The organism is Eggerthella sp. 1_3_56FAA (assembly GCF_000185625.1).
Classification (GTDB): Bacteria; Actinomycetota; Coriobacteriia; order Coriobacteriales; family Eggerthellaceae; genus Eggerthella; species Eggerthella lenta.
The window spans coordinates 1,034,951-1,053,477 of record NZ_GL622579.1 but is presented as its reverse complement, the minus strand read 5'-3'; the positions used below and the strand labels follow the sequence as shown (position 1 = coordinate 1,053,477).

Sequence of the window (18,527 nt, the reverse complement as noted above, 5' to 3'; positions counted from 1 at the left end):
GGATGCGGCAATGACGGCAGTCCTCGGGGCGGTGGCGGTTCTGGCGCTGGGATCGGCGGTGTTCTTCGCTGTGCGCTGTGCGCTGCTCAAGCGCTCGCTTTGGCGGGCGAACGGCGAGCTGGCCGAAATCGTGCGCGGCCTCGAGGACAACCGCATCGTGAAGCTGCCGCAGCCCGACAAAGACTTGGAGGCGCTGCTGGGCACCGTGAACCAGGCGCTTGCGGCCGTGCGCGAGCAGGGGGTTGCGTACGCGCGCCACGAGGCCGAGCTGAAGGCCCAGGTGGAATCCATCAGCCACGACCTCCGCACGCCGCTGACGGCTATCGTGGGGTACTTGGCGCTTCTGGATGAAGAGGGCATGGACGCCGATACGCGCGCGTCGCTTGCCACGGTGCGCCGCAAAGCCGACGCGCTGCAGCGGCTGATCGCGCAGTTCTACGAGCTGTCACAGGCACGCAACGAGGATGCGCCGCTGGCGTGCGAGCCGGTGGAGGCGGGCCGTTTGGTGCGCGAGTCGGTGGCGGGGCGCTACCGGCTGTTCGGGGAGCGCGGTTTGGAAGTGCGCCTGCGCGTGCCCGACCGGCCGGTTCGCGTGCGGGGCGACGAGGGCGCGCTGGAGCGGGTGGTGGAGAACCTCGTGCACAACGCCGGCAAGTACGCGCGCTCGACCTTCGACGTGGAGGTGGGGGAGGCCCTCGGCGGTCGCGTGACGGTGACGTTCGCGAACGATGTCGACGCGGCGTTCTCCTGCGAGGTCGATCGGCTGTTCGAGCCCTTCTACACCGCCGACGCGGCGCGCTCGGGCGAGCGGTCGGGCCTGGGGCTGGCCATCGCGCGCTCGCTGGTCGGGCAGATGGGCGGTACGCTGGACGCGTGCCTGGAACAGCGCGGAGGCGAGCGCTGGCTGTGCTTGCGGCTGGAGCTGGCGGCGATCGGCTGACAAGAGCCTCCGGTATCGGCGGGAACCCTGTGGGTCGCGAAACGACCGCGGCCGCCCCGGAGGACGGCCGCATCGAGAAGAAGGCGGAAGAGGGAGGGGTCCCGCCTTCGTGGGTCGGTCGCTCGCGCTTAGGCGAAGTCGAGCTCGCCGATGGTCGTGTCCTTGGCGCACGCTTCGCCGACCAGCTGGCCGAACGTCACGCAGCGGCCGTGGCTGACGCCGGGGCAGTGCACCGGGTAGTCCTTGCCGAAGAAGTCGCCCTGCACGTTGCCGATGGCGAACAGGCCGGGAATCGGCTCGTCCTCGGCGGTGAGCACCTGGGAGTCGGCGTTCACGTGGAGGCCGAAGGGGATGGTCAGCGTGGAGCACACGTTCTTCGTGGCGTAGAACGGCGCGGTCTTCACGGGCGCGAGCCACTGCGCGGGCACGTCGAAGTCGACGTCCTCGCCGGCCTCGGCCATGCTGTTGTAGCGCTCGACGGTGGCCTTGAACGTGTCGGCCGGGATGTCCAGCTGCTTGGCCAGGTCATCCAGCGTGTCGGCCTTGATCAGCTTGCCGTTGCCCAGCCACTTCTCCATGACGGCGTCCAGCCCGTCGGTGAAGCGATCGTAGCGCTCGGGCTGCTGCTGCATGATGTAGGTCTCGTAGTCCGAGTCGAAGATGGACCAGGCCACGTTGCCCGGGGTGTTCATGCGGGCGTTCGTCAGCATGGGCTCGAAGGGCATCTCGGCGCCGTAGCGCTCGCCGTTGGCGTTCACGGCAAGCCAGCTCATGATGAACGAGGTCAGGTTGAACTCGAGCGTGTCCAGCGTGAACTGGTGGATCATCGGGGCGGCTTCGCTCTTCGACATGGCCGCGCCGGCCCACATGCCCATGAGCAGGCCGTCGCCGTTGTTGAACCCGGCCGGCGCGTAGCAGTTGGAGTCCGAGCGGTTCGAGATGGGACAGAACGCGTCGACCATCTCCTGGTTGCCGCCGATGTCGCCCGTGGCCAGGATCACGCCCTTCTTGGCGTTGTACTGCACGTGCTTGCCGTCCTTCGTGGTGGCGACGACGCCGGTGATGCCGCTTGCCGCGTCGCCCACCAGCTGCTCGGCGCGCGCCTCGAACACGAACTCGGCGCCGTTGTCCACGGCGGAGTTGTACACGAGCTCGCCCAGCGTCACGTTGACCGGCTGGCCGTCATCGCGCATGTCGTACGTCTCGCCGCCGCGCACGAAGGAGACGGCATCGGGATAGACGCGCCAACGGTCGGACAACGTGGACCAGTTGCCGTACTTCGCGGTGCCGGACAGCGCGGGCACCATGCTCACGCCGTTCTTGGATCCCAGATCCTCGATGTAGTCGAACACCTCGCCGGAGCGCGACGCCCACACGTAGATGAGGTCGTAGTTCGTGGTCTGGTGCGACGCCTGGTGCAGGAATCGCGCAGCCACGCGCGGGTCGAGGTCGAAACCGTTCGATTTGTGGTACTTGCTGCCGATGTGCCCCACGTCCACGCCGCGCACGGAGAACGTGGTGTTGCGCTCGATGACCACCGTCTTCGCGCCGTTGCGGGCGGCGGCTTCGGCGGCGTTGATGCCCGCCAGACCCGCGCCTACGACCACCACGTCGAAGTCCTGCGTCTCGGCGATGTCGGCGATGGGCTCGGGCGCGACTTCCCACGTGTGCTTCGCGCCGGTCGTCTCGCCGCCCTTCGACGAGCTCTTGGCGTCGGATGCGTCGGACGGCGCAGCCGGGCTGCATGCCGGAAGCGCGACGGCGGCGGCTGCGGCGGCGCCGGTGACGAGCGCGCCCTTCAAGAAATTCCTGCGGTTGATATCCATCCAGATACCCCTTCCCTCGGGACCCTTCGCGGGCCCTCTCCCTTTGCGCCCGCGGGGCGGGCTGCGCAACGGTGCGTTGCGCTGAAAGCAGGGTGCGGGAAGACGCGCGGCCGCACAACGCGCAAATGACCTTATTTGCGAATATCAGGCAGGTCCCGTGATCTAGCGGGCTTGATCACGTGGTTCGGGTGATGCCGTCTGATCAGGTGAAAGAACCGAATCTATGAATTGCTGGCGATCGTGCACGTCCGCCTTCTGGTAGATGTGGCGCACGTGGGTGCCCACAGTGTTCTCCGATATGCTGAGACGCTCGGCGATCCAGGGCTGCGTGCGGCCGTACGCCAGCAGCAGGCCGATCTCGCGCTCGCGCGCAGTGAGGCCGATGCTGTCGAACCAGGCGTCGATGCGCTCTTCCTGGGTGGCGCGGTCGTCGCCGGAAAGGCTCGGCTGCTGGCGCCCCGTCAGCATCCACATGTCCTCGCTGCTGAGCAGCAGCACGGTGGCGATGACCACGAGGTAGCCAACCACGGTGGTCTCGGCCGCCACGTTGCCGTGCATCGTCTCGCCGTTGCCTACCAGCATGATGCCCGCGACGGCGCCCACCGGGTAGCACAGCACGGCCAGCAGCCGCATGAGCGCGATGGTTTTCAGCGGGTCGCGCGACTGCGCGTAGGCGATTTGCGAGAAGGCGACCCAGATGAGCAGGTCGAGGATCGTGTAGCCGCTGATGATGATGGCGCCCGACACCCAGAACAGGTTCGTGCCGAACAGAAACGCCATCAGCATGAAGCCGGCGATCATGGCCAGGAGCCCCACGCGGTACACCGCGCTTGCCCGGCGCCGTCCCAGCACGACGATGGCGAACACGAGCACCGCCGTGACGCCGCGCGCGACTTGCACGAGGATGCCGTTGGGATAGCCGTCGCTGGCGATAGGCGAGAACGAAACGAGGTGCTGCAGGTAGCCGAACCCGGTCATGACGAGGGCCACGGCGCACAACAGCATCATCGAGGTTCCGAGGTGCGCTTTCAGGCGCGAGCGGACGCTCCGCTTCGGCAGCGGGTCGACGGGGGCGGTGCGGCGGTACGTGCGCAACTGGGGGTCGATGCTCGCGAACAACGCGCCCGAGACGAGGGGCAGCAGCGCCGAGAACACGGCGGCGGCCTCGGGTATCATGAACAGAAGCGGCGCGTCGACGACGATGGCGCAGGCGAAGCCGCCGGCCACGTAGGGCGTCGCGCTCCGCTCGCCGTCGTGGCAGTACGCAGCGCCCCATGCCAGCTGGTAGGCTGCCATGAACGCGCCGGCGCAGGTTCCGCCGGCGACGAGCGCGATCCAGTTGAGGTTGATGCCGGCAAGCAGGAGCAGCAGCGAGCCCGCCGTGCCCAGCGCGGCGAACGCGAGCGGCACGCGCTTCTTCGCCAGCAGGCCGTTGCATGCGGCCGGCTTGGCCAGCGACAGCGCGAGCCACGGCAGGCTCAGACCGAACACGGCTATAGTGGCCATCTCGGCCATGAAGCCCTCGGCCTCCGGCCGGACGAAAAACATGCTCATGAACAACGCGTCGAGCCAAGCCCAGAAAAAAGCCGAGCCGATGATGATTTTGATGCCGGTCGTCCCGTGCACCCGTTCCAGCGATTTCATGCATCCCCTTCCCACGTATGCAGGATTATACCCCAGCAGCCGAACCGCACCTTCGCGCTTGGCAAGGCGTGCACTGCTCGTGACGGTTCTCGGAGCGAGGAGGCAATCGCCCGCAGGCGCAGGAGGTGGCCGACGAGTTGGGCATCGAAACCGTCGAGCCCCTCGTGGAGGGGATGTCGTGGGGGACGGGAGCTCCGTGGAAGTGGTCGTCGGCGCCGACTAGTACGATCGCGCGAAGAAGTAGGCGACCGCCCTGCTCGGTCGGGTTGGTTTCGCGACGGGTGCGACGGTTCCGCTCGCTTGATGTGCGGCGAAATCGGGTTTTTGGCAGTCATCGGGTTTTTGTCCGGAATGCCGCGAGGAAAAACCCCAGGTCGCGTTTTCCTGCGGTTTCGAAACGGCGAAAGAAACCGGGCTCAGACTGCCAAAAGCTCGATTTCGCCGCACATCGATCCTCCGGCTCGTCGCCCGGGGTCGCGTTCCCGTCGGCTGCGCGCTGCTTTCGGCCGTGAAGCTGCAGGTTGGCGGGCGACCGTTCTGCGTCGCCTGCCGTTTTTTGCGCGCTCGGCGGGTCAGTCGCCTTCGTCGATGTGGTGGGCGTTGCCTATCCGTTCCCCAATATGTTGCGATTTTTGTAACATATTGTGATACGATGGTCGCTCTCAAAACGCACCGCAATCGGAGAACGAAGGGCGAGACGACATCATGCAGATTTCCAAGCGCAACGGCACCGTGGAAGCCTACGAGGCTGGCAAGATCAAGCGCGCCATGGGCGCGGCCTTCGCCAGCGTGGGCACGGTGCTAGATGATGACGAGGCCGACCGCCTCATCGCGCGCATCGAGCGCGCGATGGCGAGCGCGGAGCAGGGCGAAGGCGGCTCCGTCTCGGTGGAGGACGTGCAGGATCTCGTGGAGCGCGCCCTCATGGAAGCGAACCATTACGAGGAGCTGAAAAGCTACATCCTGTACCGCGAGGACCGCGCCCGCAAGCGCGCCGCGCGCGAGCGTTTGTGCGCCCAGCTGCCGAGCGTGCCCGCGCTGCCGGGCGTGCTGGCGTCGGTGCAGAAGGAGTTCCCCGGCGAGGAGTACGAGCTTGCCCACCTCAGCGCCAAGTTCCAGTCGTTCGCCAAGCCCGACGCTGCCGACGGCCAGTTGCTGGCCATGCTGGTGAAGGCGGCGGTGGAGCTGACCACGCAGGAGGCGCCGCGCTGGGAGATCATCGCCGCGCGCCTGCTGATGGTGCAGTTCGATCGCGCGTTGGCCGAGCGCCTGGCCGCCCGGCACATCGAGACGTTCGCGCAGAAGGTGGCCTTCCTTACCGAGGAGGGCCTGTACGGCGACTACATCCTGCAGCATTACACGCCCGCCGAGCTGGACGAGGCGGCCGGCTTCATCGATCTTAGCCGCAACGACCTGTTCACCTACGCCGGCCTGCAGCTTTTGCTCGACCGCTACGTCATCCGCACGCATCAGGGCGCGCCGCTGGAGTCGCCGCAGGAGATGTTCCTCGGCATCGCGCTGCACCTTGCCATGGAGGAGCGCGCGTCCGAGCGCATGGGGTGGGTGCGCCGCTTCTACGACATGCTGTCCACGTTGAAAGTGACCATGGCCACGCCCACGCTGTCGAACGCGCGCAAGCCGTTCCATCAGCTGTCGTCGTGCTTCATCGACACGGTGCCCGACAGCCTGGACGGCATCTACCGCAGCATCGACAACTTCGCGAAGGTGAGCAAGTACGGCGGCGGCATGGGCCTGTACTTCGGCAAGGTGCGCGCCAGCGGCAGCGCCATCCGCGGCTTCGACGGGGCGGCCGGCGGCGTCATCCGGTGGATCCGCCTGGCCAACGACACGGCCGTGGCGGTGGACCAGCTGGGCATGCGCCAGGGCGCCGTGGCGGTGTACCTCGACGCGTGGCACCGCGACCTGCCCGAGTTCCTGGCTCTGCGCACGAACAACGGCGACGACCGCATGAAGGCGCACGACGTGTTCCCGGCCGTGTGCTATCCGGACTACTTCTGGCAGCAGGCGCGCGACAACATCGAGGGCGACTGGTACCTCATGTGCCCGCACGAGATCCTCACGGTGAAAGGCTACGCGCTGGAGGACTGCTACGGCGAGGAATGGACGCGCAAGTACCTGGAGTGCGTGGCCGACGCGCGCATCAAGAAGCGCGCGATCCCCATCAAGGACGTCATCCGCCTCATCATCAAGAGCGCCGTGGAAACGGGCACGCCGTTCACCTTCAACCGCGACGCGGTGAACCGGGCGAACCCGAACAAGCACCGAGGCATGATCTACTGCAGCAACCTGTGTACCGAGATCGCGCAGAACATGGGCGCCATCGAGCAGCTCGAGCAGCGCATCGAGGACGTGGACGGCGAGCAGGTGGTGGTCACCGTGACGAAGCCGGGCGCGTTCGTGGTGTGCAACCTGGCCAGCCTGTCGCTGGGTCATATCGACATGGGCGATCCGCACGAGCTTGCGCACGTCACCGAAAGCGCGGTACGCGCGCTGGACAACGTCATCGACCTCAACTTCTTCCCGGTGCCCTACGCCCAGATCAACAATCGGCAGTACCGTCCCATTGGCCTGGGCGTGAGCGGCTACCACCATCTGCTGGCGAAAAGCGGCATCCGGTGGGAGAGCGAAGAGCATCTGGCCTTCGCCGAGCGCGTGTTCGGCGACGTGCATTACGCGGCGGTGCGCGCCAGCTGCGCCATCGCGCGGGAGAAGGGCGCGTACGGCTTTTTCGAGGGAAGCGGCTGGCAGACGGGCGAGTACTTCCGCGACCGCGGCCTTACGGACGGGCGCTGGGCCGAGCTCGCGCGCGACGTGGCCGAGCACGGCCTGCGCAACGGCTACCTGCTGGCCGTGGCGCCCACCAGCTCCACCAGCATCATCGCCGGCACCACTGCGGGGCTCGACCCGGTGATGAACCGCTACTTTTTGGAGGAGAAGAAGAACGGCCTCATGCCGCGTGTGGCGCCCGAGCTGTCGATGGACACGTTCTGGTACTACAAGAATGCCCACCTCATCGACCAGGCGTGGTCGGTGCGCGCCTGCGGCGTGCGCCAGCGGCACATCGATCAGGCGCAGAGCATGAACCTGTACATCACGAACGAGTACACGTTCAGGCGGGTGCTGGATCTGTACCTGCTGGCCTGGGAGGAAGGCATGAAAACCATCTATTACGTGCGGTCGAAGAGCCTGGAAGTGGAAGAATGCGAAGTGTGTTCGTCGTAGGTTGAACCTGGGGGACGGGAGGGGGTCCGGCATGTTCAGTCGCTGAGCTCCACCTGCGCGACGGCAGCCGGGGTGCGGTGCCCAGTCGCCGGGTTCCACCTGTGAGATGGGGCTGGGGGCAATGCCCAGTCGCTCAGACAGTCCTCGCTTCGCTGCGGAACTCGCTTGGTGGGCACCGCCCCCAGCCCCGACGTGATGGAACTCGCTTGGTGGGCACCGCGCCCCGGCTGCCTGCAAGCAGGTCGCTTGGTGAACGCGCCGAACCCCCTCCCTGATCGTGGTTCAACCTGACGGGCGTCGCTTCGCTCGCCCTTTGCGCCATTGTTCGTCCGTAGCTGATTTTCTGGAAGGAAGAGTTTTATGAGCCAGTTGAAGAAGAAGCCGTTGTTCAACCCCCTTGGCGACACCGATGTGCTGGATCGGCGGATGATCGGGGGGAATACGACGAACCTGAACGACTTCAACAATATGAAGTACGAGTGGGTGAGCGACTGGTATCGCCAGGCTATGAACAACTTCTGGATACCTGAGGAGATCAACCTCGGGGTGGACATCAAGGACTACCGCAAGCTGCCCGCGGCCGAGCGGCGCGCTTACGACAAGATCCTGTCGTTCCTCATCTTCCTCGACAGCCTGCAATCGGCGAACCTGCCTGCCGTGGGCGAGTACATCACGGCCAACGAGGTGAACCTCTGCCTGGCCATCCAGACGTTCCAGGAGACGGTGCACAGCCAGAGCTATAGCTACATGCTGGACACCATCTGCGAGCCGCAGGAGCGCAACGACGTGCTGTACCAGTGGAAGGAGGACGAGCACCTGCTGGCGCGCAACGAGTTCATTGGCAACCTGTACAACCAGTTCCAGGACGACAAGAGCCCCGAGGCGCTGGCGCGCGTGCTGGTGGCGAACTACATCCTGGAGGGCGTGTACTTCTACAGCGGCTTCATGTTCTTCTACAATCTGGGGCGCAACAACCTCATGCCGGGGTCGGTGCAGGAGATCCGCTACATCAACCGCGACGAGAACACGCACCTGTGGCTGTTCCGTAACATCCTGCTGGAGCTGAAGGAGGAGGAGCCGGAACTGTTCGCGCCCGAGCTGGTGGAGGAGTACCGCGCCATGATCAAGGAGGGTTGCGAGCAAGAGATACGCTGGGGCCACTACGCCATCGGCGACGACGTGGCCGGCCTCAACAAGCAGATGGTCACCGACTACATCCAGTATCTGGGCAACCTGCGCTGCGCCCAGCTGGGCTTCGAGCCGCTGTACGAGGGACACGAGCGCGAGCCGGAGAGCATGTCGTGGGTGAGCCAGTTCTCGAACGCGAACATGATCAAGACCGACTTCTTCGAAGCCCGCAGCACCGCCTACGCCAAGTCGAGCGCCCTGGTGGACGACCTGTAGGGTGCGAGTCGCTCCCGCTTGCGCACCCTCGTTGGCGGGAGTTTGGGCTTGCTCTCGGGTTGCCCGTCTCGGTCTGCCGTGCACGAAAAACGCTGCGCGCTGCACAAAAAACGCCGACGTATGGCTTTGGAAGGTCTTCGCGTCTATCTCCCGCATTGCGGCTGCGAGAGCCTGCGATCCTGATCGGGCATTTTGGGGACGCGCTGTCGACGGCTCTCAGCGTTCGGCCCCTTCGATATCAAACGTCGCGGGTTTTTGTGCAGAAACGCCCGGGTTTCTTGCAGCGGTCCCGTCTGCGTCTGGCGCTACCCGCTCATCGCTTTGGGTGATGCGGTGAGGATGGTGGCGGGGGAGCGGTGCGCGTGCTTCGTCGGGCTATACTGTCACCCTATGGAAACCGACGAACCGAAGCGCGGCATACGGAAGTTCTTGCTCAAGCGGATGCTGTTCGTACCGTTCGGCATCGTCGCGCTTGCGGCGACCTCGTACGCGCGGAAGTATCCCGATTGGGCGGAGCACGTGTACGCCCAGGGCGTGTACCCGGCGCTGTCCAGCGTCGTGGGATTTCTGCCGTCGCTTGTGAGCTTCTCGGTGGCCGAGTGGGTTGCGGCGTTGTTCCTGCTGTTCTGCGTGGGATACGTCGTGTACTGCGTCCGCAAGCTCGTCGTGAGCAAGGGCGAGCGCGGTACGGTCGCCTACCGTGCCGTCATGGGGGCTGTGTCCATCTGCTGCGTGGTGTATTTCCTGTTCACCGCTTTGTGCGGACTGAACTACTACCGCTACACCTTCACCCGGCACACCGGCTACGATGTGGAAGAAGCCGACGTTGATGCGGCGCAGCGCCAGGAGGAGCTCGTGCGGCTCGCGTCCTCCCTGGCCGACGACCTGGGCCAGACGCGAGCGCAGCTGGGCGACGACGCGGACCTGTTCGACGCCGAGCCCGGCCAGTTCGAGCAGTACGCGCAGGAGTCGGTGGAGGCCATGCGGAAGCTGGCCGAGCAGTACCCGGTGCTGGATCGGCCGCTGTACTCGCCGCCGAAGCCGGTGCTCGCCTCCGAGCTGATGTCGTACGCGAACATCGGCGGCATGTTCTTCCCCTTCACGATGGAGTCGAACATCAACGTGGACAACCCGTTCTTCGTCGTTCCGTGGACCATGACCCACGAGCTGGCGCATCAGTGCGGCTTCATGCGCGAGGACGAGGCGAACTTCATCGCGTATTTGGCCTGCAAGCAGTCGGACGACGCGCTGATGCGTTACAGCGGCTACTTGCTGGCGTACGACAACGCCGTATCGGCGCTGAGGAAGGTGGATTCGGAGGCGGCGAAGGCGATCGGCTCGGGGCTGTCGGCGGCGGTGCGGCGCGATCTCGCCCAGCGCGCGGAGCACTGGGCGCAGTACGAGGGCCCGATCCAAGACATCTCCAACGCCGCCAACGACACCTACCTCAAGGCGAACGACCAGGCCGACGGCATGCGCAGCTACGGCCGCATGGTGGACCTGCTGCTGGCCGAGCAGCGAGCCGAAGGGGAGGGCGCCTAGCCCCAGAACCCCGCCGCCTCCGCTTCTTGCATGATGACCTCGGCGGGCAGCAGCGTGGCGTCGGCTATGTCGGTGCCGGTGGCGTCCAAATAGCGGCGCACCAGGTGGTATCCGCAAGCGTATCCGGCGCAGTAGGGAAGGCCCACCGTCGGGTAGCCCTGCGCCGTGGCGATCTCGTCGCCGTAGAGGTACGCCGACAGCCCTGCCATGCCCTGCACGTCGAGGGCGGCGCGAATGGCGGGCTTGATCGTCTTTTCCAGCGCGTCGGCGCTCGTCTTCGTCACCCAGGGCCCGGCGTGCTCTTCGCCGTACAGGCTGACGGCGAAGTTCTCGGCCAGCCCTTCGCTCACCATCATCTCGCCGAGCGTGATGTCGTCGTGCCAGGCGACGAACTGGAAGCGCACGTTGTGGTTCGTCTCGTGCGCGAGCGCGGCGGGCAGCCGGCGCACGGTATCGTCGTTCGGCACGAGCCACGCCAGGATGTAGCCGGGTATGCCGCCGTCGCCGCAGTAGCCGTCGCTCGCGGCTAGCGCAGGGCTGTCGGGGTCGCCCAGCAGGACGGAGAACAGGTAGTCCTGCACGCGCAGCTCGATGCCGCGCTCGACGAAGCGGGCGAGCGCGTGCTCGACGGCCTGCCGGCTTGCGCGCCACAGCTCCTCGTCGGCCAGGCGCCGAACGGCGTCGGCCCAGCTCTGGTCCACACGCTCGGGCGGCAGGATGCCCAGCATCTCGCTGGCCATCACCGCGTCGTAGCCGCCGGGTTGCGCAGGACGCAGCGGCACATGGTAACAGTCCCATTTCGCCTTGAACGGCGCCATGAGCTCGTGACGGTAGAGGTCGGCGCGCTTTTCCGCGGGTGCGGCTATCATGCGGGCGTACGCGTCGCCCGTGCGCAGCGCGCGCACGGCGGGCGGCGCAGGGGAAGTTGAGGCGGCGGGTTTCTTGCGGGACACGGGATCTCCTTTCGTCGGGGGAGCCCCATCCTACGCTCTCACGTCGCGTGAGGGTCAATGCCCCGAGCTCCATTTCTTCCCGGCGCCTCTCATCAGGCAGAAGGGCTATAATGACCCCATGTCAGCCGAAGGGGAGGAGCCCTTATGATCGTGCTTGCCGTCGTGGTCGCGCTTGTCGCGCTGCTTGCAATCGTGCTGGTGGCGAACGCGGCGCGTCTCAAGCCCACGCCCGTTTCCAACCCGCTGCCCTCAAGCGACGCGCGCGGCGACGATGCCGCGGTCGCGCGCTTCCAGGAGCTGCTGCGCCTTCCCACCGTGTGGGACCTGCACAACCCCGACGCCGACCGCAGCGCGTTCGACGAGTTCGTCCCCCTGCTGCGCCGCCTGTACCCCCGCGTGTTCGATGCTTGCGAGCTGGAGCTGATCGACGGCTACGGCATCTCGCTTCTGTGGAAAGGCGCCGACCGCGCGCTGGCGCCGGTGGTGCTCATGGCGCACCATGACGTGGTGTCTGCCGACGCGTCCGAGTGGACGCACGACCCCTTCGCCGCCGATATCGCGGACGGCAAGATATTCGCGCGCGGCGCGGTGGACACGAAGTGCATCTGGGCGGCCCTCATGGAGTCGGCCGAGCATCTGCTGGCGGAAGGGTACGTGCCGCCGCGCGACGTGTACTTCTTCTCGTCGAACACCGAGGAGGACGGCGGCGACACGGCCCCGCACATGGTGGAGCGCCTCGAAGGCATCGGGCGCGTGCCGTACATGGTGCTGGACGAGGGCGGCGCGGTCATCGACAACCCTCCCCTGGGCGTGAACGGCCAGTTCGCCGTCGTGGGCGTGGCCGAGAAAGGCATCTTCAACGCGCGCATCGCCACTTGCGCCGAGGGCGGGCACGCCGCAACCCCGTCGCTTCAAGATGCCACGGCGAAGCTCGTCTCGGGCCTCGACGGCTTGCAGAAGAACCCGCCGGCGTCCAAACTGTCCGCTCCGGTGGCGGCCATGCTGCGCGAGCTGGCGGCGCACGGCGGTTTCGGGTTGCGCATCGTGTTCGCGAACCTGTGGCTGTTCCGGCCCCTGGTCGTCCGCATCATGCAGGGCGACTCCGAGACGGCGGCCATGGTGCGCACCACGTACGCGCTGACGCAGCTCGAGGGGAGCCCTGCGCACAACGTCATTCCGAAGGGGGCGGGCGCCACGGTGAACGTGCGCGTCGATCCGAGCGAAACGGTGGACGCGGCCTTCGCGCGCATCAAGGAGCGCTTCGACGACCGCACGACGTACGAGCTGTTCGAGGTGAGCGAGCCTTCGCCCATCGCGCCGTTCGACGGCGATCCCGCGTTCGAGTACCTGCGCGCCGTCATCCGCAGCGTGTACCCCACGGCCGGCATCGCGCCGTACGTGCAGACCAGCTGCAGCGACGCGCGTCATTTCCATCGCATCTGCCCGCGCACGTACCGCTTCGCCGGCATCCTGTTCAAGGGCGACCAGCGCAACCGCGTGCACGGCCAGGACGAGAACCTCGACGTGGACAGCTTCAAGCGCGGCGTCGGGTTCTACACCGAATTCATCCGGCATCTCGACCGATTGGGGAAGTGAGGCATCGTGGCCGACGAGAGACGAGCCGCAGGGGCGGCAGGCGCGGCGAAGGCGCCGAAGCAGGGGAGGTTCTTCTACGGGTGGTGGATCGTGGCGGGCGGCCTCTTGATCATGGCCACCTGCTACACGGTGTTCGTGAACTGCATCCCGCTGTTCCAGACGCACATCGTGCGCGACCTGGGGCTGACGGTGGGGCAGTTCAACTCGGGCGTGTCCATCACCACGGTGGTGGCGGTGTTCGCGTCGCTGGTCATCGGGCGGCTCACCGACAAGTGCTCGGCGCGCGTGCTGGGCACGGTGACGGTGCTGACCAGCTCCATCGTGCTGGTGGGGCTCTCGTTCATCACGGCCGTGTGGCAGCTGTACGCGCTGTGCGTGGTGGCCGGCATGGTGGTGGTGGCCGGCACGCGCCTCTTGGTTTCGGTGGTCATCTCGAACTGGTTCACGCTCAAGCGCGGGCTGGCGGTTTCCATCGCGTTGTCGGGGTCGGGCGTCGGCGGCGTCGTGCTGTCGCCGGCCACGAGCGTCATGATCGAGGCGTCCGGCTGGCGCGCTGCGTTCCTGCTGCTGGCCGTCGTGTGCCTCGTGGCGGCGTTGCCGCTCGTGCTGGCCACGTTCAGCACCCGGCCCAGCGACGAGGGCCTGCTGCCGTACGGCGCGGGCCAGGTGGAGCAAGCGAAGGCCGACCGCTCGCCCGACCAGCCCGTCAACGTGTCGGTGGGATGGAAGACGCTGCGCTCGAGCGCGGCGTTCTGGCTGCTCGTGATCGGTTTCGTGGCCATGGGCATCACGAACGGCTGCATCATCACGAACTCCATCGCGAACATGACGAGCGTGACGGTGGGCGGCACCGAGGTGGTCACCGGCGGGCACTCCACCCTGTGGGCCGGCAGCGTGTGGTCGTTCTACCTGGCCGTGGTCATTGTGGCGAAGGTGGCGCTCGGCGCCATCTACGACCGCTGGGGCATGCGCACCGGCACGATCCTCGGCACGATCACGTCGGCTCTGGCCGGCGTGATGCTGCTGTTCCCGGCAACCGATTGGGGTCCCATCCTGGCCTGCCTGTTCTTCGGGTTCGCCACCTGCATGGGCACGGTGGCGCCGCCCATCATGGTGGTGAAGGAGTACGGCAAGAAGGACCTGGGCACGGTCACCGGCATCGTCACGGCGTTCGAGCTGTTGGGCGCCGCGGTGAGCGCGGTGGTGTCGGGCGTGATGTTCGATGCGTTCCTGTCGTTCGCGCCGGTGTGGATCATGGTGATCGCAGCAAGCGCGGTCATGGGCGCGGCGCTGCTGTCGTCCATCCCCGCGGCGCGCCGCCTCGTGGCGCGGCGGGTGGCTGCGGGCGCGCCCCGGCTGGATGCGGAAGGCTTCGAGATCGATGCCGTCGACAGCTGCTTGACTAATGTATAGTGATACAGTAGGATTTAGCGCGACACATAGGGAACCCGCCGCGCGCGGGCATCGGTCGGCGCCCGCGCGGCGCGCGATCGGAAGACGGGAAAGCAGGCGCATCATGACCGTGTACAAAAGCGTATCGGAGCTGATCGGCGGCACGCCGCTCGTGGAGCTGACGAACTACGAGAAGAACAACAACCTGGAAGCCGTCATCGTGGGCAAGGTGGAGTCGTTCAATCCGGCCGGCTCCGTCAAAGACCGCGTCGCGAAGGCGATGATCGACGACGCGCTGGCGTCTGGCAAGATAGACGCCGACACCGTGCTCATCGAGCCCACGTCGGGCAACACCGGCATCGGCTTGGCCGCCATCGCCGCTGCACGCGGCATGCGCCTGATCATCGCCATGCCCGAGACGATGTCCGTCGAGCGCCGCAATCTCATGAAGGCCTACGGCGCCGAGCTGGTGCTCACCGACGGCGCGCTGGGCATGAAGGGTGCCATTGCGCGTGCCGAAGAGCTGGCGGCTGAGATTCCCAACTCGTTCATCGTGGGGCAGTTCACGAACCCGGCGAACCCGGCTGTCCACGAAGCCACTACGGGCCCCGAGATCTGGGAGGCTACGGGCGGCGACGTGGACATCTTCGTGGCGGGCGTGGGCACGGGCGGCACGGTGAGCGGCGCCGGCGCGTACCTCAAGCGCATGAACCCCGACGTGCAGGTGGTGGCTGTGGAACCGGCCGCGTCGCCGGTGCTGTCCGAGGGGCGCGCGGGCGCGCACAAGATCCAGGGCATCGGCGCGGGCTTCGTGCCCGACACGCTGGACACCGCGGTGTACGACGAGGTGATCGCCGTCGCCGACGAGGACGCGTTCGCGGTGGGTCGCGAGCTGGCGGCGAAGGAGGGCCTGCTCGTGGGCATCTCGTCGGGCGCGGCCGTGGCCGCCGCCACCCAGCTGGCGCGCCGTCCTGAGAACAAGGGCAAGACCATCGTCGTCATCCTCCCCGACACGGGCGAGCGCTACCTGACGACGGCGATGTTCGGATTCTAGGGAGCCGCGACGCGAAGGGGCCTGCCGCGCGGCAGGCCCCTTCGTCGTGAGAGCCCGCTGTCGCCCGAAACGGACGGTTTTTCGCGAAAAACCGTCCGTTTCGGGCGACAGCGTTTTGAGGAGGCGGTTCTGCTGCGCGACGCGCCTAGAGACTACTCGCCTTCGATAGCGTCGATGGCGTCGATCACGCATCCGCGGAAGCCGTCCTTCTCGAGCGCGGCCACGCCCTTGATGGTGGTGCCGCCCGGCGAGCACACGGCGTCCTTCATCGCGCCGGGATGCGTGCCGGTTTCCAGATGAAGCTTGGCGGTGCCCATCATCATCTGCGCCGCGAGGCGGTAGGCGGTGGCGCGCGGCAGGCCGTGCTTCACGCCGGCGTCGCCGAGCGATTCCAGGAACATCGCGGCGAACGCGGGGCCGCAGCCGGCGATGGAGCTGGCCGTGGACAGCAGTTTGCCGTCGACCCATTCGATGAGCGCGATCCGGCCGAACAGGTTCTCGAACGTCTGCAGCTGCTCGTCGGTGAGCGAGTGGCGCTGCTCGCAGGCGATCACGCCCGCGCCCACGGCGATGGGCGTGTTGGGGATGGTGCTGAGGTGACGGCTGTTCGGAGCGAGGACGCCCTCGTAGAACGCGAAGTCGCGCCCGGCGGCCACCGAGATCACGGCCTTGTCGGCAAGCAGGTCGCGCACCGGCTCCACCACCTGTTCGATGAGGTAGGGCTTCACCGCCAGGACGACGAAGTCGCTGGCTCTCACCACCTCGGCCGCCTCGCGGTAGGCGTTCACGCCGAGCTTCTCGGCCGAGGCCTGCAGTTTGTCGAAGTGTCCCGCGCACGCGTGGATGTGCTCGCCCGAAAGCGCGCCCGAGTCCACGAGGCCCTGCGCCATCGCCTGGGCCATGTTGCCGAACCCGATGAAGCCGAGCTCGATGCTGCTTGTGGTGTCCGCCATTATGTCCTCTTTCCGTCGGGCGTGCGTTCGCCGCGCGATGCTTTTCATGCTGGATTCGATTGTACGCCAGCGGCGCCCCGGCACCAAACGCCGATTTCGTGACGCGTGGTTCGGGCGGTGGAACGAGTGGCCTGCGCCCCATGCGCTAAGCCGGCAGGCTTCGTTCGTGTGCTTCGTGCGGGCCTTCCCGCGGCAACGTGCGCCCGCTACGCGGCAGCCTGTTCGACCTCGTCCGCCTCGACGGCGTCTTTGCCGGCCGAGCGGGCGAGAATGTTCGCGTACACTGCGCCGGAGATGTTGTGCCACACGCTGAACACGGCACCGGGCACCGCGGCCAGCGGCATGCTGGCGAAGTGCACCGTGGCGAGCGAAGTGGCCAAGCCGGAGTTCTGCATGCCCACCTCGATGGACAGCGTGCGCATTTGGGCCTTCGACAGGCGCAGCGCCCGCCCGGTCAGGTATCCCAGCGCGTAGCCCAGCAGGTTGTGCAGCATCACCACGGCGATGACGAGCGGCCCCACCGTCAGCAGCTTCGCCTGGTTGGCGGCCACCACGGCCATGATGATGAGCGAGATGCCGATCACCGACACGAGCGGCAGAACGGCCGACGCGGCCCGAGCCGCCTTCTCGAAGAAGTAGTTGATGAGAAAGCCCAGCGCGATGGGCACGAGCACCACCTGCACGATGGACAGGAACATATCGACCACGTTCACGTCCACGGTCTGGCCGGCGAACAGCAGCACAAGCAGCGGCGTGACGATGGGCGCCATGATGGTGGTGCATGCGGTCATGCCCACCGACAGCGCCACGTCGCCTTTCGCCAGATACGTCATGACGTTGGAGCTGGTGCCGCCGGGGCACGAGCCCACGAGGATCACGCCCACGGCCAGCTCGGGCGGCAGCTGGAACACCATCGTCAGCAGGAACGCCAGCACCGGCATGATAACGAACTGCGCCAGGATGCCCACGATGACAGCTTTCGGCTTCGTGAACACCACCTTGAAGTCGGCCAGCTTGAGGGTCATGCCCATGCCGAACATCACGATGCCCAGCAGGATGTTCACGTAGCTGGTCTTCACGACGGCGGACACGGGGTCGGGAAAGACCAAGGCGATAATCGCGACGGCGAGTGCGATGATCGCCATGTACTTTCCCGCGAAGTCGCTAATCTTGGCAAGCGTCTTCACAGGGGATTCCTTTCTCGAAGGTGGTAGGGTTGGGAAAGTATACCGCTTCGCTGGGTGAAGCACGAGGGGCATCCGGGCGAATGCGTCCGGAAATTTTTCAGCTGAACCCGCACGGATCGATCGTAGGATTCGTTATAGAGGATAGAGGAGGTGAAGCGGGGCTTGAAGAACAGGCTGCGAGACGGCGAGGCGTTCGATCGCTTGGTCGAAGAGCATTACGACGACGTGCTGGCGTACTGCCGGCGGCATGCTCCGTTCTACGACGACGCGCCGGACGTGGCGCAGGAGGCGTTCCTGCGTTTCGTGCGCAGCGGGCGCTCGCCGCTCGACGGCAAGCCGCTCGCGTACCTGTTCACCATCGCGCGCAACCTCTGCATCGACGCCGCGCGGGCGCGGCGTCTTCCCGTCGGGCCTCTCGACGTGGACGTGCCCGACGGCTCGCCCGATGCGGACCCGGCGATGGCGATCGGGGACGGCGAGGTGGGTGCGCTGGTTGACGCGCTCTCCCCTGAGCTGCGCGATGTGGTGGAGTTGCGCTTCGACCAGGGGTTCAAAGTGGGCGAGATCGCGGACGTGCTGGGAGTGTCGCGGTTCGCGGTGAACCGGCGGCTCAACCGTGCGCTCGCGGAGCTGCGGCGAGGGCTGGAAGGAAAGGACGAAGCATGAGCGACGTGGGAAAGCGGGACGTGGAGCGGCTGCTGCGGGCGCACTACCGCGCCGAGCGCGGCGCGCCGGACGAGATGTCGAAGGCGGCGGCCCTCGCCGCCGTGCGCGCGGCGGTGGCGTCGGAGCA

The 18,527-nt window shown here is 66.7% G+C and carries 13 protein-coding genes; 8 read left to right on the top strand and 5 right to left on the bottom strand.

The annotated features are described in order from the left end of the window. Positions 1 to 10: 10 nt before the first annotated feature. Positions 11 to 940: a sensor histidine kinase KdpD gene (locus HMPREF1023_RS04615; RefSeq protein WP_009305013.1), complete on the top strand. Its 930-nt coding sequence runs from the start codon at positions 11 to 13 to the stop codon at positions 938 to 940. Between the two features lie 128 nt (positions 941 to 1,068). On the opposite strand, the gene HMPREF1023_RS04610 is transcribed toward HMPREF1023_RS04615, so the two are convergent. Continuing rightward, positions 1,069 to 2,766 (bottom strand): FAD-dependent oxidoreductase, encoded by a 1,698-nt coding sequence (locus tag HMPREF1023_RS04610; protein WP_009305012.1) that lies wholly within the window; start codon positions 2,764 to 2,766, stop codon positions 1,069 to 1,071. 162 nt (positions 2,767 to 2,928) lie between these two features. Next, positions 2,929 to 4,410, bottom strand: coding sequence for a helix-turn-helix transcriptional regulator (locus tag HMPREF1023_RS04605; protein WP_009305011.1), 1,482 nt, complete (start codon positions 4,408 to 4,410; stop codon positions 2,929 to 2,931). A gap of 705 nt (positions 4,411 to 5,115) precedes the next feature. On the opposite strand from HMPREF1023_RS04605, the gene HMPREF1023_RS04595 reads away from it, so the two are divergent. The 3 genes from HMPREF1023_RS04595 to HMPREF1023_RS04585 all read left to right on the top strand — a co-directional run bounded on the left by HMPREF1023_RS04595 (position 5,116) and on the right by HMPREF1023_RS04585 (position 10,599). Beyond that, positions 5,116 to 7,653 carry a ribonucleoside-diphosphate reductase subunit alpha gene (locus HMPREF1023_RS04595; RefSeq protein ID WP_009305010.1) on the top strand — a complete coding sequence of 846 codons (2,538 nt, stop codon included), beginning with the start codon at positions 5,116 to 5,118 and terminating at the stop codon, positions 7,651 to 7,653. A gap of 360 nt (positions 7,654 to 8,013) precedes the next feature. Next, positions 8,014 to 9,057 (top strand): ribonucleotide-diphosphate reductase subunit beta, encoded by a 1,044-nt coding sequence (locus HMPREF1023_RS04590; RefSeq protein ID WP_009305009.1) that lies wholly within the window; start codon positions 8,014 to 8,016, stop codon positions 9,055 to 9,057. Positions 9,058 to 9,486: 429 nt separating this feature from the next. Then, positions 9,487 to 10,599, top strand: coding sequence for a DUF3810 domain-containing protein (locus tag HMPREF1023_RS04585; protein ID WP_232228683.1), 1,113 nt, complete (start codon positions 9,487 to 9,489; stop codon positions 10,597 to 10,599). Here HMPREF1023_RS04585 and HMPREF1023_RS04580 read toward each other — a convergent pair. Further along, the gene (locus HMPREF1023_RS04580) at positions 10,596 to 11,552 is read right to left on the bottom strand and encodes a DUF2268 domain-containing protein (RefSeq protein WP_009305007.1); all 957 of its coding nucleotides are present in this window, start codon (positions 11,550 to 11,552) and stop codon (positions 10,596 to 10,598) included. The genes HMPREF1023_RS04585 and HMPREF1023_RS04580 overlap by 4 nt on opposite strands. Positions 11,553 to 11,696: 144 nt before the next feature. Here HMPREF1023_RS04580 and HMPREF1023_RS04575 point away from each other — a divergent pair, with 144 nt between their 5' ends. The 3 genes from HMPREF1023_RS04575 (at position 11,697) to cysK (ending at position 15,594) form a co-directional block, all read left to right on the top strand. After that, positions 11,697 to 13,148 (top strand): M20/M25/M40 family metallo-hydrolase, encoded by a 1,452-nt coding sequence (locus HMPREF1023_RS04575; RefSeq protein ID WP_009305006.1) that lies wholly within the window; start codon positions 11,697 to 11,699, stop codon positions 13,146 to 13,148. Between the two features lie 6 nt (positions 13,149 to 13,154). Then, complete coding sequence (locus HMPREF1023_RS04570; protein ID WP_009305005.1) at positions 13,155 to 14,561, top strand: MFS transporter; 1,407 nt, start codon at positions 13,155 to 13,157, stop codon at positions 14,559 to 14,561. Between the two features lie 103 nt (positions 14,562 to 14,664). After that, positions 14,665 to 15,594: a cysteine synthase A gene (cysK, locus tag HMPREF1023_RS04565; protein WP_009305004.1), complete on the top strand. Its 930-nt coding sequence runs from the start codon at positions 14,665 to 14,667 to the stop codon at positions 15,592 to 15,594. A 152-nt stretch (positions 15,595 to 15,746) separates the two neighbouring features. On the opposite strand, the gene proC is transcribed toward cysK, so the two are convergent. Together proC and HMPREF1023_RS04555 are read right to left on the bottom strand one after the other, a co-directional pair. Then, positions 15,747 to 16,547, bottom strand: a complete 801-nt coding sequence (gene proC / locus HMPREF1023_RS04560) for a pyrroline-5-carboxylate reductase (protein WP_009305003.1) — start codon at positions 16,545 to 16,547, stop codon at positions 15,747 to 15,749. A gap of 206 nt (positions 16,548 to 16,753) precedes the next feature. Beyond that, positions 16,754 to 17,734 carry a bile acid:sodium symporter family protein gene (locus tag HMPREF1023_RS04555; protein ID WP_009305002.1) on the bottom strand — a complete coding sequence of 327 codons (981 nt, stop codon included), beginning with the start codon at positions 17,732 to 17,734 and terminating at the stop codon, positions 16,754 to 16,756. A gap of 162 nt (positions 17,735 to 17,896) precedes the next feature. On the opposite strand from HMPREF1023_RS04555, the gene HMPREF1023_RS04550 reads away from it, so the two are divergent. Beyond that, complete coding sequence (locus HMPREF1023_RS04550) at positions 17,897 to 18,400, top strand: RNA polymerase sigma factor (RefSeq protein ID WP_009305001.1); 504 nt, start codon at positions 17,897 to 17,899, stop codon at positions 18,398 to 18,400. Positions 18,401 to 18,527 lie beyond the last annotated feature (127 nt).